The sequence below is a fragment of the Phenylobacterium sp. 58.2.17 genome (assembly GCF_026411515.1).
In the GTDB taxonomy this organism is placed as follows: domain Bacteria; phylum Pseudomonadota; class Alphaproteobacteria; order Caulobacterales; family Caulobacteraceae; genus Phenylobacterium.
The window spans coordinates 21,481-41,670 of sequence record NZ_JAPMTQ010000010.1 but is presented as its reverse complement, the minus strand read 5'-3'; the positions used below and the strand labels follow the sequence as shown (position 1 = coordinate 41,670).

The following is a 20,190-nucleotide window of genomic DNA, read 5'->3' as shown; positions in this document are numbered from 1 at the left end:
GCAAAGGACTATCCATGAACCTGAACCCCGGCAAGCTTGAGTTCGACGAGGCCGAGCACCTGGACCTGATCAAGGCCGTGCAGGAAGCCATGCGCCTGGAGCGCGCCTCGCAGGCCGATGTCGCCCGCGCCGCCGAGATCCCCGGCTCGACGCTCAGCCAGTACCTGAACGGCAAATATCCCAACGAAACCGGCAAGGCTGAGACGGCTCAGAAGCTGCACCGCTGGCTGAAGTCGGTCCGCGAGGCCCGCCAATTGCGCCGCCGGGTGCCGGTTCCGCCTGCCTTCATGCCCCTGCGCGGTTCGGAGGTCATCGCCACGGCCCTGGCCTACGCTCGCGAGGTCGGCCGCATGGTCCTGCTCACCGGCATGCCCGGCGTCTCCAAGACCGCGACGGCCCGCCAGTACGCCATCGACACGCCGCGGACCTGGTACTGCCCGATGGACACCACGACCACCGGCGTGCCGACCATGCTGCTGGAGATCCTGCGGGCCATGGGCGTGACCGACGCCAAGGGTACGCCGCTGCAGCTGATCCGCCGGATCACGGACGGCGCCACCACCGCCAAAAGCCTGATCATCGTGGACGAGGGCCAGCACCTCTCGCCCAAGGCGCTGGAGGCCCTGCGCTCGATCAACGACCGCAGCCGCCACGTCGGTTCGCCGGTCGGCGTCGCCATCCTCGGCAACGAGCTGGCCTACACCTCGGTCGGCCCGACCGGCGGCAAGGCCGACTTCGCCCAGGTGTCCAGCCGCATCGCCCACCGCCAATTCATCGCCACGCCGAACGCCGACGACGCGGCCGACCTGGCGCGCGCCTGGGCCGAGGGCAACGGCGAGGCCATCACCAAGGTCGAGATCGCCTTCTGCCAGCAGATCGCGGCCCAGGCCGGCGGCCTGCGCAACATCGAGATGACCATGGAGAACGCGATCCTCGCGGCTCGCGGCTCCGATGCCCCCCTGAACATCGACCACCTGAAAGCCGCGTTCGCGCAGCTCGCCGGTCATCGCTGAGGAACCATCCCATGAGCACGTCCCTGAACCCGATCCGGAACGGCAAGAGCGCCTATCACCAGATCCTTTCGCTGCAGCGGGCCAACTGCCTGACCGAAGACGAGTTCCAACGCCTGTTCTCCATGATGGGCCGCGGCCTGGAACTTGCCGTCGACCTGATGGAGGAGCCGGCTGCACCGGCCATCGTGCTGACCGCGCATCAAACGCGCCCCGGCGGCCCGTTCGAGGTGATCGAAGGGGGACGGGCATGAGCCGGTTTCACCAGATCGTCCAAACCCTCGGGTTGGATGGCGATGACTTCCCCTGGCTTCCACAAGACGACGGGACGGTGATCGACCAGCGCGGCCGACCGGTCTGCGTCTTGGGCGATCCCTTCGCGGCTCTGGAGCCGAAAGACCTGGAAAACTTTGCGCTCATCCTCACGGCGCCTTTCCTCCGGGGTCTAGTTGTGGGGCTCGCCACCCGCCTCGTGCTCGAACGCGGCATGGAAATCCCGGACTGGTTGGCCGGGCTCGATGAAAACCAGGACGAGTTCACCACGGTCCTAGGGCAGGCAGAGCGCGCCTTCGCCCTGCTGGATCAGCACGCATGAGCCCCCTGGCCGCCCTCGGCCGGCTGGCTGCCTTCCGCCGGGTGCTGCGGGAGCCGCCGCAGCCCTTCGTCCATCGCCACGGCCAGCAGGAGGTCCAGGCGCGGCAGCGCCGGGCCGCCCGCGAAGCCTTCCTCTCAGACCTTCCCCCCGGCCAGCGCCTGCTGGCGGCTCGATCCTTCGGAGACCTGCATTGAACACCGCCCCCCAACATCCCGTCCCCGCCATGGTCCAGGCCGTGTCGCGCGAAGCGGCCCTGGCCCAGGCCATGAAGGCCGCCGTCATCCCGGTCGACGGCGAAGACCACATGCGCGACGCCAAGGGCCGCCTGGTCCCGGTCGCGACCATGAAGGCCGAGGTGCTTCTGGAAGACGAGACCACCCGGAAGACCATGTTCTTCGCCAACGAACTGAGCGCGCAGATCAGCCGGTTCAAAGAGCACACCCTGGCGAACATCGCCGACTTCATGGCGCTGCTGGAACAGCACTACGGCGCCACCAAGGGCGGGGCGAAGGGCAACCTGACCCTGACTAGTTTCGACGGCCTGTCGAAGGTGCAGCTGGCGGTCGCCGATCAGATCGCCTTCGGACCCCAGCTGCAGATCGCCAAGGCCCTGATCGACGAGTGTCTGACCGAGTGGTCGGCGGCCAGCCACGCGGCCCTGCGGACCATCGTTCAAGGGGCGTTCGACACCGAGAAGGAAGGCCACGTCTCGCCGGCCAAGCTGTTCCCGCTGCTGCGCTACGAGATCGAGGACGAACGCTGGAACCGGGCCATGGATGCAGTGCGCGACGCCATCCAGATCCGCGGCTCCAAGGAGTACGTGCGCTTCTATCGCCGCGAACGGCCGACCGATCGCTGGCGGCTGGTCACCATCGACCTGGCGGCGGCGTGATGCTGACCAGCAAGCAATCCATCCTGCTGATGTCGGCCGGCGTCCTGCTCGGCCGGGCCTCGGACGTCCTCTCGGACTTCGAGGTCGAGCTGGTGGCCGACGTCTGCACCCGGTACGCGGCCGACAAGGCCGACACCGTCGTCACCGACCACGAATGGCCGGTGATCGAGGCGGCGGTCGGGGCGATGCGTCCCGTCGTCCACGCCCGCGCCTTGGCCTGCGTCGCCGAGGTGTTCGCCTGATGGCCGGCCAGGTCACCTTCGCTCAGATCCTCAAGGCGACGGCTCAGGCCGAGCGCCTGACGGTCGCTGAGCTGAAGGGATCTGGCCGCCGCTTCTACGTTTGCCGGCCCCGTCAGCGGGCGATGTATCTGGCGCTGGAACTGCGGCCGGACTTCTCGCTCCCCTTCGTCGGCGCCCGCCTGAACAAGCATCACACGACCGTCCTCCACGCCCAGCGCCAGGTGCGCCGCCGGCTTGTCGAGGACGTCGGCGAAATCCGCTCGCTGGCCCGTATCGTCGCCCAGCTCGCAGCGATCAATCCCACCGTCCTGGAGCATCTGTGATGGCGTTTCCCCGCCGCTTCCAACCGACCGTCTCCGACCACGCCATCGTCCGCTGGATCTCGCTGGTGCATGGCGGCGAGCATCTGATCGAGGCGATCCGCGCCGAGATCTTGTGCGAGGGCCGCGAGGCGTGGGTCGCCAAGGGCGTGGCCTCGGTCACCTGTCCGGCCTTGCGCGTGACCATCGTCGCCAAGGACGGGACCGTCGTCACAATCCATGCCGGCAACGACGGGGCGCGGGTCTGATGACGAAGCGCCCCACCAAGCGCCGGGCGGCGACCACCTATCGCGAGGTGGCCTACAAGCCCGAGAGCTTTGACCAGGTGTTCCGGCTCGCGGCGTCGGACTGGACCCGACCGCGTCGAGTTCGCGTCTCGGATCAGGCCCGCGGCTGGACGCTCGACGCCAAGTTCACCGATGCTGACGGCCGGGTCTACGCCCTGCGGACCCGCGTCCGGCGCTACGCCGATGGCACCATGGCCATCGCCGAGGAAACCCTCACCGTCCGGTTTCACATTCGCTGCGAAGGGCCGGCGGCATGAGCGCTGCCGTGGAACGTCTGACCCGGTTCGCCGAGGGCGCGACCGCCGCCGAGATCTATGGCGGCAAGGCCGGCGGCGAGCAGATGCGCCGCGACGTCGGCGCGGTGCTGGCCGAGCTGGACCTGCTGCCGCCCGCTGACCAGGCCGCCGGCCTGGCCTGGTCGTCCGAGTGGGAGGAGCTGCAGCTGGACGAGGAGGTCCTGCTGTTCGTCGAGGTGCATTCGCGCCGCCAGAAGACCCAGCTGCTCGCCCGCCTGCACCGCTTCAACGGCCCGACCCCGCGCGACGTGAACACCCATCGAGCCGGCGGCCCCGGCTGGGTCGCCTGGCAGTCGACCTGGGACGGCGCGCTGCTGCCGAAGGACTGGCAACCGCTCGCGTTCGCGCGGGTGACCACGCCCATCGAGGGGCAATTGAAATGAACGACTTTGCTCCGAAGGCAGGGCGCACCCCCTGCGCCGTCCCATTCTGCCGCCGCAGCGTGAAGGGGGTTTGGGCGCATTGGATGTGCCCGGATCACTGGCGGCTGGTCGACCGCGACCTGAAGCGGCTTCGAACGAAGCTGCGCCAACGATTTGAGCGTCGCGGCGAGGTGCTGAAGGTCGAAGGCGGGCGTCTCTGGAACAGCGAACGGTCGTGGCGCGTGTGCTGCGCTCTCAACCGCCGCATGACCCATCAGGCGACTGAGCGAGCCGGAGGGATTGGCCGATGAGCGCCGCCCGCAAGTTCGCCCCGGCCGGCAGGAACCCGATGCTCGCCAAGGTCCACCTGGGCGCCAAGGAGCTGGGCCTGGACGACGAGGTCCGCCGCGATCTGATCGCGCGCGTCACCGGCGGGCTGCGCTCAGCCGGCGACTGCAGCCCGGCCCAGCTGGACGCCATCCTGGCCGAGTATCGCCGGCTCGGCTGGAAGCCCTCGACCGGAAAATCGGAAAAGAGTTCCGCATTTCGCCGCGCTCCCGCTCAGAGCCCGTTCGCCGCCAAGGCCCGCGCACTGTGGATCTCGCTGCACCAGCTCGGCGTCGTTCGCGATCCGTCCGAGCGCGCCCTGGAAGCCTTCGCCGCACGGCAGCTGAAGGTCGACCGCCTGCAATGGGCCGATGAGGGCATGGGCTATCGGCTGATCGAGGCGCTGAAGGCGATGGCCGAGCGGGCCGGATGGGAACAGCACCTGGACGGCATCAGGCCGGCCCGCCACGTCTGGACCCTGAAGGCCCGCCTGGTGAACGCCCAACGCGAGAAGCTGGGCCTGGGCTACCTGCCCGGCGTCAACCGCTGCACCGAGGCCGAGCTGGACGCCATGGCTCGCGAGCAAGGCCAGACGATCAACGACAGGCCCGCCAACTGATGGCCGGCGCGGACCTCTTTGCGTGGCGTGAAGAGGCCGATGCAGCTGCGGCGGTCGCCGCGGCCGAGGAGGCGCGCGCCCTGGCCGAGCGCCGCGCCCACTACGCCCCCAAGGGCACCAAGGCCCAGCGCGAGGCGGCTCTGCGGGCGGCGACCCTGGCGTCGCTGCAGGCGTGCATCGCCCTGTCGCGCGCGGGTCGGAGCGAGGGCGCATGATCCCGCTGCCCGGCATCCTGGGAGAGATCGCGGCCATCGCCGGTGATCGCGCAGCGACCCGGCTGGCCATGCGTCATGGCGGCCAGGAAATGAAGCTGTCGGCGCATCCGGAGAGCGCCCTGGCCCAGGTGGTCGGGGCCGAGGCTGCAGCGGCCATCGTCGCGGCCTTCGGGCCGGTGAAGGTGACGATCCCGATGGCCCATCTGCGCGGCACCCGCGGCCGGCGGGCGGCCATCGCCAAGCTGCTGAGCGACCCGACCGTCTCGGCGGCCAAGGCCGCGCGGATCTGCGACGTCCATGAGCGCACCGCCCGGCGCGTGCGCGAGCAGATGGGAAGCCATAACGCGGCGCCGCTGCTCGATTGGGGTTCTGAGGAGCCCGAGTAATCCGGACAATTGTCCGGGGCTACCGCCGCCGGGCTGTCCGCCATCCTGCACACCTCAAGTCGCCCGGCGCAAGGCTGGGTTTTCGGGGCAGGATCAGTGACCACAACCGACGCCGCCAGCGTAGCGATCACGGCCGAACGGCTGCTGTTCGTCGAGCCGCGCCTGAGCCGCGAGGCCGCCGCGCCCCACGCCGCCGCTCTCGAAGCGGCCCGCCCGCTGGGCGATCTGACGACCCCGGCGCGGGTCCGGCATTTCATCGCCCAGGCCGCCCACGAAACGCAGGGGTTCACCCGGCTACGCGAGAACATGCGCTATCGCGACCCGGCGACGCTGGACAAGCTGTTCAAGAAGGTTCGCGACCTCGCTCACGCTCGCCAGCTGATCGCCGCTGGCCCGGAAGCCATCGCCAACTGCGTCTACGCCGACCGATACGGCAACGGCGGGCCTGAGACCGGCGATGGCCACGATTTCCGGGGCGGCGGCTACCTGCACATCACTTTCCGCGACAACTATCGCGCCGTAGGCCGCGCCACCGGCATGGACCTCGAAGGCTCGCCCCAGCTCCTCGAAAACCCGACAACCGCAGCGCAGGCCGCCGCCCGCTTCTGGAAGTGGAAGAAGATCAACGCCGCCGCCGACCGCGACGACGTGCGGGCCGTGACCGCCCTGATCAACCCGGCCCTGGTCGGCTTGGATGATCGCCGCGCCTATCTAGGCCGCGCCCGCCTGGTGTGGCCGTGAAGGACCTCGCCGAAGACTTCGTCGATGCGGCCGAGACCGTCGCCGCGCGCCTGGACGAGGGCCAGTGGAAGACGCTGGGCCGGTTCTGGCGGGGCGGGTGGCGTTCCACCGCCGCCTGGGTCTGCGTCGCGGTCCTGGCGATCAACGGTGCGATCCTGCCGCTGGCGCGCCTGTTCAACTTCGAAGGCGAGCCGATGGATTGGCCCGGCCTCGGGGCCTTTCTCGGCGGCCTGGTCGTCCTCGCCCACTACCGCTCCAAAGACCTCAACGCCCAGGTGACCACGTGACCCTGTTCTTCCTGCTGCTCGACTGGCTGCTGTTCGCCGTGCTGGTCGTGATCGCCATCGCGCTCACTCGCGACGTCGCCAAAGACGCCGAGGCCCGCCGCCCCATCGATAAGGTCGAGGTCGCCGCCGCCGCACTGCTGCTGCTGGCCGCCTGCCGCCTGGTCGCGCCGTGAGCATCCGCGCCTACGCCCTGGCCGGCGCGGTCGCCGTTGTCGGCGGCATGGCCCTGGTGCTGGCCGTCACCCGCGCCGACCTGACCGACGCCAAGCGCGAGCTGGGCGATCACCGCGCCTGCGCCGCGGCGGTGAAGGGGCACGCCCCGAAGGGCGGCGAGCTGGTCGACGCCGACAAGGTCTGCACGCCCGAGATCGCCGCCGCCGACCGCAAGGCCCGCCAGCTCGACGCCTGCGAGCTAGCCCTGAAGGCCAACAAGACCGAGCTGCAGGCCGACCAGGTCGTCGCCTCGAACGGGGCCGCCGTCGCCGCGCGTTGCCCGGCGCAAGTCGTCTCGCTGTTCGGTCAGACCCTGGCTGACGGAGCCACCATCCTCGGCCTGCGTGGCGTCATCGACGACGCCGAGGCCGACCGTAACCAGGCCGTCGCTCGCGCCGAGCAGCGCGGCCGTCAACTCGCCGAGAGAGATCACCGTGCCCAAGCCGTTCGGGAGAGCGCGCCTCGCGATAGCGATGGCCTGCGCGTCTATGATGCTGACCGCCTGCGCGAGCGTTGGGAGGTCGCCCCCTGACGCCCCGCCGCCGAAGGCCGCGCTTCAGCTGCAGGTGGACCGCGTGAGCGTCTGCCCGGCCGAGCTGGCGCAGGACTTGCCGGCCCGCGCCCTGCCGCCGGCCGGCGCAATCCTGCGCGCCAACCCGGCCGCCGACGACTACCTGGACGCCAAGGATCGCCGCGAGGATCTGCTGGAGAAGCGCCTGGCCGGGGCGAAAGCCGAGTGCGAGCGCCAGGCGGCCCGGCCGTGAGCGACGACGCCGACCGCGCCCAGCTGCTGGAGATAGCCGACCGCGACCGATCCATCGCCCAGGCACGCGCCCCGACCGATCCGAATTTCCGGTGGGCCGGCGACTGCGTCGAGTGCGCCGACCCCATCGAGGCCGACCGCGTCGCCGCGTCCCCCAGCAGCCGCCGTTGCATCGTCTGTCAGGAGGCGTTCGAGCGCCGCCAGAAGCTGTTTTCCCGGAGCGTCCCTTGAGCGAGCTGCTGAAGTATTGGCCGGTCGCGCTGTTCGTGTTGAACGGCCTGACGCTGTGGTTCTGCTGGTCGCTGCGCCAGCTCGCCAAGACCGAGGTTCAGACCCTGGTCTCACAGGCGACCGCGCCGATCACCGCCAGCGTGGACAAGCTCGCGGACAAGGTCTCGGGCCAGCACGACCAGATCCAACGCCACGAAGGGCGGCTGGACGGCTTGGACGACGACATCGCCCAGCTGCCGACCAAGGCCGACCTGGCGCGGGTCGAGGGCGAGATCGGCAAGGTCGGCGACAAGGTCGGCCAGGCGTTGGGCGGCATCGGCCGCCTTGAGGGCTACTTCCTGAAAGAGGGCGTTGAGGCGCTGCGATGAGCCGGATTCGAGAACACATGACGGCGGACCGCCGCCTGGCCATCCTGCGGCTGCTGGTCGAGGCCGGCGGCGAGTGCGGTGAAAGCTCAATCGAGAAGTCGCTGCGCTCGCTGGGCTTCGGCTCGCTGCTGGACCGCGAGGTCGTGCAGCAGGACTTCCGCTTCCTCGCGGGCGTGCACTGCATCGACATCGAGTATTACGACGCCCGGATCATGGTGGCGGCGATCACCAAGCAAGGCCAGCGCTGCGCCGGCGGCCTGGTCGAGATCGAAGGCATCTCGAAGCCCTCTCAACGGGGGCGGGACTAGCCATGGCCCGGCAGACGCCTTCGTCCATCGACCGCCTGCCTGACGAGATCCGCGACATGATCGCGGATCTTCGCCGTCAGGGCCGCACCATCGACGAGATCCTGGAGGCGTTGCGTCCCCTCGATGTCGAGGTATCGCGCTCGGCGCTGGGCCGCCACGTGAAGAGTTTGGCCCAGGTCGGCGACCAGCTGCGGCGCGCCGAGACCATGGCGAAGTTCGTGGTCGAGAAGTTCGGCGACGAACCGGACGAACGCATCGGCCGGGCCAACATGCGCATCCTGCAGGGCGCGCTGCTGGAGCTACTGACCGAGGAGCGCCTGGACGATGACGGCCAGCCGGTCACGCTGTCGGCCGAGGAGGCCAAGTCGATTTCGCTGTCGCTGCAGCGCCTGGTCAGCGCCCAGCGCACCGACGCCGACCGCGCCATGAAAATGCGCGCCGAAGCCCGCGCGGAGGCCGCACGGGAAGCGGCGACCGCGGTCGAGAAAGTGGCCAAGCGCGAGGGCGGGCTGTCGAAAGAAACCGTCGACGCCATTAAGGCCGAGATCCTGGGTATCCGCTGATGGCGTTCGACGGCGAAGCGATCACCGAGGAGGAATGGGCGAAGCTCAGGCGAGACGCTGTCACCAGCCTGCCGGCCGCGCTGGTCGGCAAGTCGTTGCCCGACATCCTCATGCCTTCCCAAAAGGCACTGTTGATGGCGACGGCCTCCGAAGAGGTCGTTGTTTGCGACAAGAGCCGCCGCGTCGGTTTCACCTGGGCCGCCGCCGCCGATTCTGTCCTCACCGCCGGGGCTGCGAAGAGCGCTGGCGGCATGGACGTGCTCTACATCGGCACCTCCTTCGACATGGCGCGGGAATTCATCGACGCGTGCGCCATGTGGGCGCGAGCGTTCATGCCGGCCTGCACCGATGTCGGCGAGTTTCTGTTCACCGATCAGGAGAAGGGCCAGGAGGATCGCCAGATCCAGGCGTTCCGCATCCGGTTCGCTTCGGGCTTCGAAATCGTGGCGCTGTCCAGCCGGCCGCGGTCGCTCCGTGGTCGCCAGGGCTATGTCATCCTGGACGAGTACGCCTTCCACGACGACGCCCCCGCGCTGCTGAAGGCCGCCATGGCCCTGCTCATCCGAGGCGGCAAGGTGCTGGTGATCTCGACACACAACGGCGCCGACAACCCCTTCAACGAGCTGATCACCGACATCCGGGCCAAGAAGCGTCCCGGTGCCGTGGTGCGTTGCACATTCGACGAGGCCATCGAGGAGGGGCTTTATCAGCGCATCTGCTTGATGCAGGGCAAGGAGTGGTCGCCCGAGATCGAGGCCGCCTGGCGCAAGAAGATATACGCCTACCATGGCGCCGACGCCGATGAGGAATTGCGCTGCATCCCCTCGCAGGGTTCGGGGATCTATCTGACCCGCGCCCTGATCGAGAGCTGTATGACGTCGGGCGGCGTCGACCAGGTTCTGCGCTTGAAGTGCCCCGCCGGTTTCGAGCTGAAGAGCAAGACGGACCGTCAGTCCTACGTCCAGGCTTGGCTAGAGCAGGTCGTTCAGCCTGAGCTAGACAAACTCGATCCGAACCTGCGCCACGCCTTTGGTCAGGACTTCGCGTTGACGGGCGACGTCTCGGCATATGTGCCGCTCGCCATCGACCGCGATCTAACTCGGCGTGTGCCGTTCGTGATCGAGATGCGGAATGTGCCCTACGATCAGCAGAAGCAGATCGTGTTCTGGGTGACCAAACGCCTACCGCGGTTCACAGCGGGCAAGCTTGACGCGACGGGCAACGGCGCGTCGCTGGCTCAGGAGACGATGCAGGAGTTCGGCCCGGAACGGATCGAAGAGGTCCACCTTTCGCAGTCCTGGTACTTGAACAACATGCCGCCCCTGAAAGCGGCGTTCGAAGACCGCACGATCGCCACGGTCAAACACTCCGACCACGTCGACGATTTGCGTCAGATCCGGCTGATCAGGGGCGTGCCGATGGTTCCGCGGGACATCCGCACGACCGGCACCGATGGCCTTCAGCGTCACGGGGACGTCGGCATCGCGCTTGCGCTCGGCTTTGCTGCAACCTGGGTGGATGTCGGCGAGTACGCCTACCACCGCGTCGAGGGCCGAGACCTCGGAAACGAGAGCGCGCTGGCCCGTCGCCGTCGCGAGAACGAAGGCGGCGGCTTCAGCCGCTTCCGCAACTGGACCCCCTGACCATGACCAAGCTCGTCGATCACCTCGGCCGCCCGCTGACCGTGACCAAGAAGGCCCTGCAGCAGGAGGTCGCGCGCCCTGGCCTGACCGGCGTGCGCCAGGCGTGGTCGGCCGAGACCGCCACGGCCGGCCTGACGCCCGACAAGCTGGCCGCGATCCTGCGCCAGGCCGACCAGGGCGACATGGACGCCTTCCTGACCCTGGCCGAGGAGATGGAGGAGCGCGACCCTCACTACGGCGCGGTGCTGCAGACCCGCAAGCTGGCGGTCATCGGCCTGGACCGGAAGCTGACCTGGTCGAAGAAGGACGAGGGCCACGCCCAGGCCGACGCCATCCTGGAGGCGTGCGAGGATCTGATCAGCGAGCCGGCGTTCGAGGATCTGCTGTTCCACCAGCTCGACGCCCTGGCCAAGGGCTATGCGGTGTCGGAGATCGCCTGGAACACCGCGGGCGTCTGGCGGCCGAGCAGCTATCTGGAGCGCGACCCGCGCTGGTTCAAATGGGACCGCGAGACCGGCCGCGAGCTGCGCCTCAAGGAACCGGCCGCGCCGGATGGGGAGCCGCTGGCGCCGGCGAAGTTCGTCGTGCACCGCGCGACCCGCAAGTCCGGCCTGCCGGCCCGCGCGGGCCTGGCCCGCCTCGTCGCCTTCAGCTTCGTCTGCAAGCTCTACGGGATGAAGGACTGGATGGCCTATGCCGAGATCTTCGGCATTCCGCTGCGGCTCGGCCGCTACGACGGTTCGGCGAGCGCCGATGACGTCAATGTCCTGAAGCGGGCCGTCTTCGGCCTGGGGTCGGATGCGGCGGCGGTCATTCCGAAGTCCATGGATATCGAGTTCCCGGACCTCGGCGCGGCGACCGGCGGGGCCGAGCTGTTCGCGAGCCTGATCCATTTCCTCGACAACCAGGTGTCCAAGGCGGTGCTCGGCCAATCGGGCACGACCGACATGCAGTCCGGCGGCGGCTACGCCCAGGCGACCGTCCTGGACGAGGTGCGCGGCGACCTGACCAAGGCGGATGGCAAGTCCCTGGCCGCCACCGTCACCCGCGACGTGCTCGCCCCGTTCATCGCCTTCAACTACGGCGCCACCGCTCCGGTCCCGTTCGTCGAGCTGGTGGTCGACGAGCCCGAGGACATGGACGCCCTGTCTTCGACGCTGGAGCGGCTGGTGCCCCTCGGCCTGCGTGTCGGCCAGAGCGAGATCCGCAAGAAGTTGAAGCTGTCGGAGCCGTCCGACGACGAGGAGGTGCTGACGCCGCCCGGCGCGTCGAGCGAGGGCGAGGCCGAGGACAAGCCTGCGAAGCTGCGGGGCAGGAAGGGCACGGTGATCATCGACGATCCGGCCGGCCCCGGCCCCGGCCCCGGCCCCGGCCGCGAGGGCGAGGACGATGACAGGGGCGATCCGCCCCCGGCCGAGCGCCGCGCCCTGGCCCGTGCCGGCGGCCTGGCCGACGCCCGCGCCCGGCGCGAGGCCATCGACGCCGATCTCGACGCCCTGACCCTGGCCTCGCTCGACGGCTGGGAGCGGACCTTCGGCGCAGAGGCCCAAGCCGTGGTCGACGTGATCCGCGCGGCCGGCGGCTTCGACCAGGCGCTCGGCCAGCTCGACGCACTGGCGAAGGATCTCTCCGCGCCGGGCCCCGCGCGTAGCCTGGCCCGCGCCATGTTCCTGGCCGCCGCCACCGGCGAGGAAGCGACGCGGGACGCCTGACCATGGCCGAACGCTTCGACTTCGATCCCGGCCCCGATCCGCGCGCCGTCGCCTATCTTGAAGCCAAGGGCCTGGTTCGATCCTGGCGCTGGCCGTCGATCTGGCGCGAGCAGCACGCCTTCGGCTTTACCCTGGCCGGCGTCCATCGCCTGGACGTCATCGCCGCGGCCAAACAGCTTACCACCCAGGCGGTCGCTCGCGGCGAGACCTACGAGACCTTTCGAGAGCAGTTCGAAGACCGCTTGAAGAAGCTGGGTTTCGCCGGGCCCCAGGTCGTGACCGAGTTCGCCGAGGGCGAGCGGAAGGTGAACCTGTCGGCGCCCTGGCGCACGCGGGTGATCTACGACACCAACATCCGCGGGGCCTACGCAGCCGCCGAGTGGCAGGCCATCGAGGACACCCAGGCCGATTTCCCGGCCCTGGAGTATCTGGGCGTCTCGGACGAGAAGACCCGCGCCTCGCATCGTCAGTGGTTCGGCCTGGTGCTTCCGGTCGGCCATGTGTTCTGGCGCACCTGGTATCCGCCCAACGATTGGTTCTGCCGCTGCTACGTCATCCAGGTCTCGCTGAACGAGATCGCGTCCGGGGCGGCGAAGGTGGTCAGCGACGACCAGCTCGAAGCCATGGGCGTGGAGCTGGACCCGAACCGTTGGCCGACCTGGTCGCATGGCCCGACCGGCCGCATAGCCCGCGCCCCCGAGGACGTCGGCCCCGGCTTCGCCTACAACGCCGGCATGGCCCGCCGCGCCAACCTCGGCGAGCTGCTGACGCGCAAGGTCGAGGATCTGGACCCGGACCTGGCGCGCGCCGCCGCCGCCGACCTGGTCAACCTGCCGACCTTCCAGGATCTCGTCGCCGACTCCCTGCGGATCGGCCTGGCGCGAGCCGAGGCCCGCGCCGCCGTGGCCGACCAGGCCCGCCGCCTGGCGCATCCGGCCGGCGAGCAGCTGGCCGCCCAGGCCGCCGACCGGGCCGGAACCTTCCCGCCTGACGCCTGGCCGGTGGGCGTCATGCCGCCGCTGGCCGGCGTCCCGCAGTCGGTCGTCGTCGCCAACGCCTCGGGCATCGGTCATTCGGCGCACATCCATCCGGTGCCGGCGGCCGACTGGCGGCGCGTGCAGCTGCTGCTCGAACACGCGGAGATCTGGCGCGGCCCGGCCGGCGACCTGAACGTAATCGGAGCCTTCCGGATCGGCGGGGCGGATCAGCTCTGGAACCTGGCGCTCAAGCCGGTGGCCGGAGCCTACCGCGTGCGGACCCTGCACCCGACCTCGCCCAGCCGACGCGCGCGCCTGGTGCGCGGCCGCGAGCTGGTGCGAGCCGGCGGCGGCGTCATCGATCTGGAGGGGTGAAATGGCGACCGGGGGTGCGTGACCTTCCCCATCGACCCGAAGGCCGGCTGCACGTCTGACTAGGTCGCCGACCCGGAAATTAGCACTTCGCGCGCCGGACGCAAACCTCGGCTGAAAAGCGCCGCCGCTGGGCCGCCTCTCAGCCCCGACCCCTCCGGACGTCGCCAAGCTGAGCCAAAGGGCCTCCTGACCCGTTCGAGGGCGTTCGAGGGGCCATCCGGTTTGGGGGCGTCGGGGTGATTTCCCGCTCCGGAGGCCGTCAGGCGATCCGGACAGTTGTCCGGGGCTACAGCCTCGCCGGACACCCCGAAGATGGCGCCATGGTTCAGCGCCTGTCCACACCGAACGTTCTGGCCCTCTGCAGCGAGGCCGATGACCAAGCCGTCGCCTACGGGGCCGGCCTTGAGATCGCGCTCGCCCGCGTCGGCGACCAGGACGCGCCGCCCGAGTGGGTCATGGTCCTGCCGATTGGCCCCGAGATCGTGGCGCGGGACGGCCGGCGGTTCACCCTGAGCAATCCCGAGGCGCTGCTCGCCAACCTGCGGGCCAAGACCGCCGATCTCCCGTTCGACATCGAGCACGCCAGCGAGATCCGCGCCCCGAAGGGCGAGGACGCGCCGGCCCAGGGCTGGGCCAAAGCCTACGAGCTGCGCGCCGATGGGATCTGGGCCAAGCCCGAATGGACGCCTGCCGGCGGCCGGAAGGTGGCCGACAAAGAGTATCGCTACCTCTCGCCCGCGATCCGGCACACGCCGACCGGCGAGATCGTCACCCTGTCTTCCTTCGCCCTGACCACCCAGCCCGCCCTGGATATGCCGGCGCTCGCCAGCATCGAGGGGCGCGGCAAAACCTCCAACCAGGACCAAAACTCTATGTCCCTGCTCCAACGCTTGCGGGACGCCTTCGGGCTGCCCGCCACCGCCACCGAGGACGAGGTGGTCACCGCCGCGTCCACCCAGGTCAGCCTGGCCCGCGAAGCCCGCGACCCGGCCAAGTTCGTGCCGACCGCCGATCTGCAGACCGCCCTGGCTCGCGCCACTACCGCCGAGACCGAGCTGCAGACCCTGAAGGACGGCGAGGCCCAGAAGGCGGCCGAGGCCACGGTCGACGCCGCCATCACCGCCGGCAAGATCGCGCCGGCCTCGCGCGATCACTGGGTCTCGCTGTGCCGCGAGAAGCCGGAACAGACCGGCCAGATCCTCGCCGACCATCCCGCGCTGCTCACACCGCCGGCCGCCGACAAGAAGGTCGAAGGCGCGGGCAAGGACGCCAACGGCCTGACCGCCCAGCAGGTCTCGCTCTGCCGTGACAACGGCTGGGACCCGGTCGCCTACGCCGAAACCCTGAAGGAGACCGCCTAGATGGCGCAGACCCAAGACAGCCGCCGCGACGAGGTCGTCGGCGTTCTCCGCTCGCTGCCGGTCAAGGCCGCCGCCGAGTGCTTCCAGGGCGCCATCGCCGTGATGGACGGCGCCGTGGTGAAGCCGGGCGTCTCGGCCGCGGCCCTGCGCACGGTCGGCATCTTCGCGGCCTACGCCAAGAACGCCGGGGCTGACGGCGCGATCTCGGTCGAGGTCCGCCGCGGCACCTTCAAGTTCAAGAACCATGGCGTGAACGCCGTCACCGCCGCCCACATCGGGTCCGACTGCTACGTCGAGGACGACGAGACCGTGGGCTCCCTCGTCACCAACAAGTCGGTCGCCGGCAAGGTCTTCCAGGTGGAAGCCGACGGCGTCTGGGTCACTCTCTAAGGAACGCCCGCACATGGCTCCGCGCCCCATCACCCGCCAGCTGCTGGCGGACGCCTTCACCGGCTTCAAGACCACCTTCCGGTCCGGCTTCGCGGGCGTCACGCCCACCTGGAGCCAGATCGCCACCCTGGTGCCCTCGACCGCGGCCGAGGAGAAGTACACCTGGCTCGGCAGCTGGCCGGGCATCCGCGAGTGGATCGGCGACCGCCAGATCAAGGAACTGGCGGCCCACAGCTACTCGGTCGTGAACAAGGACTACGAGAGCACCGTCAAGGTGCCCCGCAATAACTTCGAGGACGATCAGCTCGGGATCTTCACCCCGATGTTCCAGGAGATGGGCCAGGCGGTCGCGTCGTTCCCGGACAAGCTGGTCTATGGCCTGCTGGCCAGCGGCTTCGCGGCCAAGTGCTACGACGGCCAGCCGTTCTTCGACGACGAGCACCCGGTCGGCGCGAACCTGGCGACCAACATGCAGGCCGGGGCCGGTACGCCTTGGTTCCTGCTGGACACCTCGCGGGCCCTGAAGCCGCTGATCTATCAGCGGCGCCGGGACTTCGACATGGTCGCCCTGGACGACGCGACCGACGCCAATGTGTTCCACCGCAAGGAGTACATCTACGGCGTCGACGGCCGCGCCAACGCGGGCTTCGGCTTCTGGCAGATGGCCTACGCCTCGCGGGGCGACCTGGACGCGGCCAACTACGAGCTGGCCCGCAAAACCATGGCCTCGCACAAGGATGACGAGGGCAATCCGCTCGGCATCCGCGGGCGGCTGCTGGTCGTGCCCGGCTCGCTTGAAGGCCCGGCCCGCCGGCTGCTGGAGCGCCAGCAGGTCGCCGGTTCGGACAACGAGTGGGCGGGCACCGCCCAGCTGCTCGTCGCCGACTGGCTGTAGGCGCGACCATGGCCCGGAAACCTCAAACCCAGGCGGCCGACCAGGCCGCCGATCCGGCCGCCGCGGCGGCCCAGGATCAGCCCGCCGCCCGCGCGACCGCGCCGGTCGCGGAGACTTCCACCGATGGGCGGGCCGGGGCGACCTCGGCCGCGGAAGGGTCCGGCGAGGCGGACGCCGCGCCCCAGTCCATCGGCTCGACCGACAGCGTGAGTACGTCGGTCGGCGGCGAGGCTGCGTCTTCGGGCGCGGCCTCGGACGATACCCCGAGCGAGCACCAGCAGCCCGATCCGGCCGCCCCTGCGGTGGAGGCTGCGGCCTCTGCCGAGGCGGCGGCCGGCGGCGACGCGGCTTTGCTCCTCGACCTGGTGGGCGACGGCTCGGGCGAGCGGCTTGCCGTTCTACCCGCCGCGACCGAGCTGCTGTTCGTCGGGGCGGACAACGAGCCCGAGCTGCTGCTGGGCCTGCCGCTCATGGTCGAGATCCATCAGGGTCACGTTCCGCGCTCCATCGTCATCGCGAGCGTCCGGGAAATCCTCGGCCTGCCCGACGCCTCGGACGACGACGCCTGGAACGCCTTGCCCGAGGGCAAGCGGACCGCGGCCCTGGCGATGGCCGTCAACATGATGCGCGCCGCCGCTATCGGCGCGCTGCACATCACCGACCTGTTCGCGCCGCTGCCCGAGGGCCTGGTCGAGATCACGGCCAAGTCGTCGGACGGCCAGCCGTTCACCCGCTGCGGCATCAGCTGGGGCGACCGTTTCCAGACCGAGACGGTGACGCAGGAGGTCCATGACCGCCTGGTCGCCGATCCGCACCTGACGGTGAAGGACTGACCCATGACCTTCGCGTCGGTCGATGACCTGAGACTGCGTTACGGCGACCAGGAGCTGCTGCTGCTGGCCGACCGCGACCGCGACGGCGTCATCGACGCCGACGTCGTCGAGGCGCACCTGGAGGACGCCGACGCGGAGATCATTTCCGAGCTGGCCGGGACGGTGACCATCGACCCGGCCAGTCCGCCGCTCAACCTCAAGCGCCTAGCCTGCCAGATCGCCCGCTATCGCCTCTACGGCGCCAACCCGCCCGAGGCTCCGCGCAAGGACTACGAGGACACCCTCAAGTTCCTGCGCCGGGTGCGGGCCGGCGAGGCGAACCTGGACGGCGGCGCCGCCGCCCCCATCGAGATCCCGCCGTCGCCGCGCGCCGCCGCCGTGACGCCCGGATCTCGCATCTTCAACCGGGGTCTCTGATGTCTGCGAAGTTCGGCCTTTCCTGGGACGATCTTGGCGTGCGCAAGGCGTTCGCCGCGGCGCGCGCCCGCGGCCTCGACCTGCGTCCGGCCTTTCGGTCGATGGCTCGGGCCGGCGTCGCTCAGGCGCGCCGGCGATTCCTGAATGGTCGCGCCCCGGATGGCACGCCCTGGAAGCCGAGCCGCAAAGCCAGCGGGCAGACGCTGATCGGCAAGGGCCTGCTGCTGCGCTCGATCTCGGACCGCCCCCCGACCCATGCCGGGGTGGAATGGGGTTCGAACCGCATCTATGCCGGCGTCCACAACGACGGCGCGATCATCCGCGCCAAGACCGCCAAGGGCCTTCGCTTCCGGGTCGGCTCGAACGGCGGCTGGGTCGTGCGCCGCCAGGTCGAAATCCCCAAACGCACCTTTCTGGGCGCCAACGACCAGGACAAGGCCGAGTTCGGCGACATCGGTCTGCGCTACGTCGCCGACCCGCTGCTGCGAGGCGCGCTGTGAGCCTGTTCGCCCTTCCGCCGATCCAGGCCCGCCTGAAGGCCAAGGCCCCGATCCTGCGCGACGTCGGGTTCGCCGCGGATCTCGCCGCCGCCACCGCGCCGGGCGCGGTGCTCGCCGGCCCGCAAGCCTTCGTCATGGTCATGGGCATGGACGCCTACGAGGCCAAGGAGTTCTCCGGCCCGCTGCGCCAGGGCCTGGCCGTCAACTTCGCCGTGCTGATCGGCGTGACCCTGGCCGGCCAGCGCGGCGAGGCGGGGCTGCGCGCCCTGGACGAGCCGGTCACCCAGGCCCGCGCCGCGATCTTCGGCTGGCATCACCCGGACGGCGAGATCGCCTGCCGCCTGACCGCCGAGGGCGTCGAGGACTTCGACAGCAAGACCGGCGTCCTCCTCTACCGCCTCGATTTCACGACCGACGTCGTCATCCAGGAGACCTTCGATTGAAGCCCGCCAAGACCACGCCGCCCGCGCCGATCCCGGCCGGCCTCGGCCGACCGCACCGGATGGACCTCGCCTCGGCGCAGCGCACCGCCGCCGCCAGCCAGGCGGCCGGCTTCCCGGTGCCGGCGCACATCGCCGAGCTGCTGGAGGCGGTGAAGGCCACTCCCGCCGCGCCCGCCAAAGCCGCCGCCCCCTCGGCCGGCGCTGACACCGACACCAAGGACCCGACCTGATGGACCGCCAGCTCCTCCTCGCCAAAGTCGAAGCCGCCTATCCCGCTGCGGGCGATGCGCCCCAGGCGCTGGTCGCGGCGAACGCGATCTGGGCCGAAGACGTCCAGTACAAGGGCAGCGGTCAGCGCGAGCGTTCGAACCCGGCCAAGCCCGGCGCCGGCATCGTCGCCGAACAGACCTATGGCGAACACTCGACCCTGACGTTCAAGGTCCCGCTGGCCGGTTCCGGCACGCCGGGCGAAGCCCCGGCCTGGGGTGAACTGATGGCCGCCTGCGCCTGGGCCGAGACCATTGACGCGACGGTCGGCCTGGAGTCCGTGACCTACAAGCCGATGCCCAACCAGGCGCTGGCCAAGTCCGTGACCTTCAAATGGCGCGACGCCGAACGGGCCCACGTGATCATCGGCGCCCGCGGCAAGGTCGGCCTGGAGCTGTCGCCCGGCCAGCGCCCGATGCTGGTGTTCTCGTTCAAGGGCATGCACCTGGACCCGACCGCCAGCGCCGAGCTGGTTCACGCCGACGCGGTCTGGGCCGCCTGGCTCGACGCCAAGACGGTGGCGAACGGCACCAGCACCATGTCGTTCGCCGGCATCGCCAACCTGCGCCTGCGCGAGTTCTCGTTCGACCAGGACGACAATGTCAGGTTCATCGACGCGCCCGGCGTCGAGCTGGTGACCATTGCGGGCGACCGCGTCCTAACCGGCCAGATGAAGGTCGGCACCCCGCCGCTCGGCACGCTGAACCTGGAAGGCAAGTGGAAGTCCGGCGACGTCTCGGTGTTCTCGGTCACCCACGGCACGGTCCCCGGCAACATCGTCACCATCAACGGCCGGGTCCAGGTCTCCGACGCTCCGACCTATGGGCGCGAGGACGGCATGGACACCGCTTCGAACCCGATCCTGGCCGTCAACTCGGGCCTCGATAAGGACGACGACCTGGCCATCGTCATCACCTGACCGCCGGCCGCCACCGAACCTCAATCGGGGCGCGCCGGCCATGAGCCTGGCGCGCCCTTTCTTCCGCCCTCCGACCACCCGAAGTGAGCATGAACCATGAGCAAACAATTCGACTTCAAGGCGGCCAAGGGGCCGTTCGAAGCCACCTGGCCGGTCAAGGTCAACGTCCCGCAGGACGACGGGAAGATCGAGGTGCAGGAGTTCGTCGCCCGGTTCCGGCTGATCCGGGACGAGGATTTCGAGGAGCTGAAGAAGAACCCGGACCTCGATCAAAAGGGCCTGCAGCGCGTCTACTTCGTGGGCCTGGCTGGCGGCCGGGACGCGGAGTGGAACGAGGAGCTGCGCGAGGATCTGCTCGGAACGCCCTGGGTCCGAGCCGCGCTGACCACCGCCTATACGGAGTTCTCGCAGGGGATCGCCGCAAAAAACTGAC

35 protein-coding genes are annotated in these 20,190 nt (G+C 69.8%); all 35 read left to right on the top strand.

What is annotated here, in order from left to right:
* Positions 1-14: 14 nt before the first annotated feature.
* Complete coding sequence (locus OUA97_RS09260) at positions 15-1,013, top strand: AAA family ATPase (RefSeq protein WP_267231607.1); 999 nt, start codon at positions 15-17, stop codon at positions 1,011-1,013.
* A gap of 11 nt (positions 1,014-1,024) precedes the next feature.
* Positions 1,025-1,264 (top strand): hypothetical protein, encoded by a 240-nt coding sequence (locus tag OUA97_RS09255; RefSeq protein WP_267231606.1) that lies wholly within the window; start codon positions 1,025-1,027, stop codon positions 1,262-1,264.
* Positions 1,261-1,605, top strand: a complete 345-nt coding sequence (locus OUA97_RS09250) for a hypothetical protein (RefSeq protein WP_267231605.1) — start codon at positions 1,261-1,263, stop codon at positions 1,603-1,605. Before OUA97_RS09255 ends, OUA97_RS09250 begins: the two co-directional genes overlap by 4 nt.
* Positions 1,602-1,799, top strand: coding sequence for a hypothetical protein (locus OUA97_RS09245; protein WP_267231604.1), 198 nt, complete (start codon positions 1,602-1,604; stop codon positions 1,797-1,799). Before OUA97_RS09250 ends, OUA97_RS09245 begins: the two co-directional genes overlap by 4 nt.
* Entirely contained in the window at positions 1,796-2,497 is a 702-nt protein-coding gene (locus OUA97_RS09240) for a DUF3164 family protein (protein ID WP_267231601.1), read from the top strand. The genes OUA97_RS09245 and OUA97_RS09240 overlap by 4 nt, the downstream gene beginning before the upstream one ends.
* A complete protein-coding gene (locus OUA97_RS09235; protein ID WP_267231600.1) occupies positions 2,497-2,739 on the top strand; it encodes a hypothetical protein in 243 nt (80 codons plus the stop codon). The genes OUA97_RS09240 and OUA97_RS09235 overlap by 1 nt, the downstream gene beginning before the upstream one ends.
* Positions 2,739-3,062, top strand: a complete 324-nt coding sequence (locus tag OUA97_RS09230) for a helix-turn-helix domain-containing protein (RefSeq protein ID WP_267231599.1) — start codon at positions 2,739-2,741, stop codon at positions 3,060-3,062. Before OUA97_RS09235 ends, OUA97_RS09230 begins: the two co-directional genes overlap by 1 nt.
* Positions 3,062-3,307 carry a hypothetical protein gene (locus OUA97_RS09225; RefSeq protein WP_267231597.1) on the top strand — a complete coding sequence of 82 codons (246 nt, stop codon included), beginning with the start codon at positions 3,062-3,064 and terminating at the stop codon, positions 3,305-3,307. The genes OUA97_RS09230 and OUA97_RS09225 overlap by 1 nt, the downstream gene beginning before the upstream one ends.
* Entirely contained in the window at positions 3,307-3,603 is a 297-nt protein-coding gene (locus tag OUA97_RS09220; RefSeq protein ID WP_267231596.1) for a hypothetical protein, read from the top strand. Before OUA97_RS09225 ends, OUA97_RS09220 begins: the two co-directional genes overlap by 1 nt.
* Positions 3,604-3,611: 8 nt before the next feature.
* A complete protein-coding gene (locus OUA97_RS09215) occupies positions 3,612-4,025 on the top strand; it encodes a hypothetical protein (protein ID WP_267231594.1) in 414 nt (137 codons plus the stop codon).
* Between the two features lie 286 nt (positions 4,026-4,311).
* Entirely contained in the window at positions 4,312-4,950 is a 639-nt protein-coding gene (locus OUA97_RS09210; protein ID WP_267231593.1) for a gp16 family protein, read from the top strand.
* Positions 4,950-5,165 (top strand): hypothetical protein, encoded by a 216-nt coding sequence (locus OUA97_RS09205; RefSeq protein WP_267231591.1) that lies wholly within the window; start codon positions 4,950-4,952, stop codon positions 5,163-5,165. Before OUA97_RS09210 ends, OUA97_RS09205 begins: the two co-directional genes overlap by 1 nt.
* Positions 5,162-5,551, top strand: a complete 390-nt coding sequence (locus tag OUA97_RS09200; RefSeq protein ID WP_267231589.1) for a hypothetical protein — start codon at positions 5,162-5,164, stop codon at positions 5,549-5,551. The genes OUA97_RS09205 and OUA97_RS09200 overlap by 4 nt, the downstream gene beginning before the upstream one ends.
* A 96-nt stretch (positions 5,552-5,647) precedes the next feature.
* A complete protein-coding gene (locus tag OUA97_RS09195) occupies positions 5,648-6,292 on the top strand; it encodes a glycoside hydrolase family 19 protein (RefSeq protein WP_267231587.1) in 645 nt (214 codons plus the stop codon).
* Positions 6,289-6,579, top strand: a complete 291-nt coding sequence (locus OUA97_RS09190) for a hypothetical protein (RefSeq protein WP_267231585.1) — start codon at positions 6,289-6,291, stop codon at positions 6,577-6,579. Before OUA97_RS09195 ends, OUA97_RS09190 begins: the two co-directional genes overlap by 4 nt.
* On the top strand, positions 6,576-6,752 hold the full coding sequence (locus OUA97_RS09185; RefSeq protein ID WP_267231583.1) for a hypothetical protein: 177 nt from the start codon (positions 6,576-6,578) through the stop codon (positions 6,750-6,752). The genes OUA97_RS09190 and OUA97_RS09185 overlap by 4 nt, the downstream gene beginning before the upstream one ends.
* Positions 6,749-7,324, top strand: a complete 576-nt coding sequence (locus tag OUA97_RS09180) for a hypothetical protein (protein WP_267231581.1) — start codon at positions 6,749-6,751, stop codon at positions 7,322-7,324. Before OUA97_RS09185 ends, OUA97_RS09180 begins: the two co-directional genes overlap by 4 nt.
* 43 nt (positions 7,325-7,367) lie before the next feature.
* Positions 7,368-7,556, top strand: coding sequence for a hypothetical protein (locus OUA97_RS09175; RefSeq protein WP_267231580.1), 189 nt, complete (start codon positions 7,368-7,370; stop codon positions 7,554-7,556).
* Positions 7,553-7,786 (top strand): TraR/DksA C4-type zinc finger protein, encoded by a 234-nt coding sequence (locus OUA97_RS09170; RefSeq protein ID WP_267231579.1) that lies wholly within the window; start codon positions 7,553-7,555, stop codon positions 7,784-7,786. The genes OUA97_RS09175 and OUA97_RS09170 overlap by 4 nt, the downstream gene beginning before the upstream one ends.
* Positions 7,783-8,154, top strand: a complete 372-nt coding sequence (locus OUA97_RS09165) for a hypothetical protein (protein ID WP_267231578.1) — start codon at positions 7,783-7,785, stop codon at positions 8,152-8,154. The genes OUA97_RS09170 and OUA97_RS09165 overlap by 4 nt, the downstream gene beginning before the upstream one ends.
* Positions 8,151-8,462 (top strand): hypothetical protein, encoded by a 312-nt coding sequence (locus tag OUA97_RS09160; RefSeq protein WP_267231576.1) that lies wholly within the window; start codon positions 8,151-8,153, stop codon positions 8,460-8,462. The genes OUA97_RS09165 and OUA97_RS09160 overlap by 4 nt, the downstream gene beginning before the upstream one ends.
* 2 nt (positions 8,463-8,464) lie before the next feature.
* A complete protein-coding gene (locus OUA97_RS09155) occupies positions 8,465-9,025 on the top strand; it encodes a phage protein Gp27 family protein (protein WP_267231575.1) in 561 nt (186 codons plus the stop codon).
* The gene (locus OUA97_RS09150; protein ID WP_267231574.1) at positions 9,025-10,668 is read left to right on the top strand and encodes a hypothetical protein; all 1,644 of its coding nucleotides are present in this window, start codon (positions 9,025-9,027) and stop codon (positions 10,666-10,668) included. Before OUA97_RS09155 ends, OUA97_RS09150 begins: the two co-directional genes overlap by 1 nt.
* A gap of 2 nt (positions 10,669-10,670) precedes the next feature.
* The gene (locus tag OUA97_RS09145) at positions 10,671-12,380 is read left to right on the top strand and encodes a DUF935 domain-containing protein (protein WP_267231573.1); all 1,710 of its coding nucleotides are present in this window, start codon (positions 10,671-10,673) and stop codon (positions 12,378-12,380) included.
* A 2-nt stretch (positions 12,381-12,382) separates the two neighbouring features.
* Positions 12,383-13,732, top strand: a complete 1,350-nt coding sequence (locus OUA97_RS09140; RefSeq protein ID WP_267231572.1) for a phage minor head protein — start codon at positions 12,383-12,385, stop codon at positions 13,730-13,732.
* Between the two features lie 320 nt (positions 13,733-14,052).
* Positions 14,053-15,093 (top strand): phage protease, encoded by a 1,041-nt coding sequence (locus OUA97_RS09135; protein ID WP_267231571.1) that lies wholly within the window; start codon positions 14,053-14,055, stop codon positions 15,091-15,093.
* Complete coding sequence (locus OUA97_RS09130) at positions 15,094-15,483, top strand: hypothetical protein (RefSeq protein WP_267231570.1); 390 nt, start codon at positions 15,094-15,096, stop codon at positions 15,481-15,483.
* Between the two features lie 13 nt (positions 15,484-15,496).
* Positions 15,497-16,378 carry a Mu-like prophage major head subunit gpT family protein gene (locus tag OUA97_RS09125; protein WP_267231569.1) on the top strand — a complete coding sequence of 294 codons (882 nt, stop codon included), beginning with the start codon at positions 15,497-15,499 and terminating at the stop codon, positions 16,376-16,378.
* Between the two features lie 8 nt (positions 16,379-16,386).
* Positions 16,387-17,211, top strand: a complete 825-nt coding sequence (locus tag OUA97_RS09120) for a hypothetical protein (RefSeq protein ID WP_267231567.1) — start codon at positions 16,387-16,389, stop codon at positions 17,209-17,211.
* 3 nt (positions 17,212-17,214) lie between these two features.
* A complete protein-coding gene (locus OUA97_RS09115; RefSeq protein WP_267231566.1) occupies positions 17,215-17,628 on the top strand; it encodes a gp436 family protein in 414 nt (137 codons plus the stop codon).
* Positions 17,628-18,128, top strand: a complete 501-nt coding sequence (locus OUA97_RS09110; protein WP_267231565.1) for a phage virion morphogenesis protein — start codon at positions 17,628-17,630, stop codon at positions 18,126-18,128. The genes OUA97_RS09115 and OUA97_RS09110 overlap by 1 nt, the downstream gene beginning before the upstream one ends.
* Entirely contained in the window at positions 18,125-18,571 is a 447-nt protein-coding gene (locus OUA97_RS09105) for a hypothetical protein (protein WP_267231563.1), read from the top strand. The genes OUA97_RS09110 and OUA97_RS09105 overlap by 4 nt, the downstream gene beginning before the upstream one ends.
* Positions 18,568-18,801 (top strand): hypothetical protein, encoded by a 234-nt coding sequence (locus OUA97_RS09100; protein WP_267231561.1) that lies wholly within the window; start codon positions 18,568-18,570, stop codon positions 18,799-18,801. The genes OUA97_RS09105 and OUA97_RS09100 overlap by 4 nt, the downstream gene beginning before the upstream one ends.
* Positions 18,801-19,757 carry a hypothetical protein gene (locus tag OUA97_RS09095; RefSeq protein WP_267231559.1) on the top strand — a complete coding sequence of 319 codons (957 nt, stop codon included), beginning with the start codon at positions 18,801-18,803 and terminating at the stop codon, positions 19,755-19,757. The genes OUA97_RS09100 and OUA97_RS09095 overlap by 1 nt, the downstream gene beginning before the upstream one ends.
* 96 nt (positions 19,758-19,853) lie before the next feature.
* On the top strand, positions 19,854-20,189 hold the full coding sequence (locus OUA97_RS09090) for a hypothetical protein (protein WP_267231558.1): 336 nt from the start codon (positions 19,854-19,856) through the stop codon (positions 20,187-20,189).
* Position 20,190 lies beyond the last annotated feature (1 nt).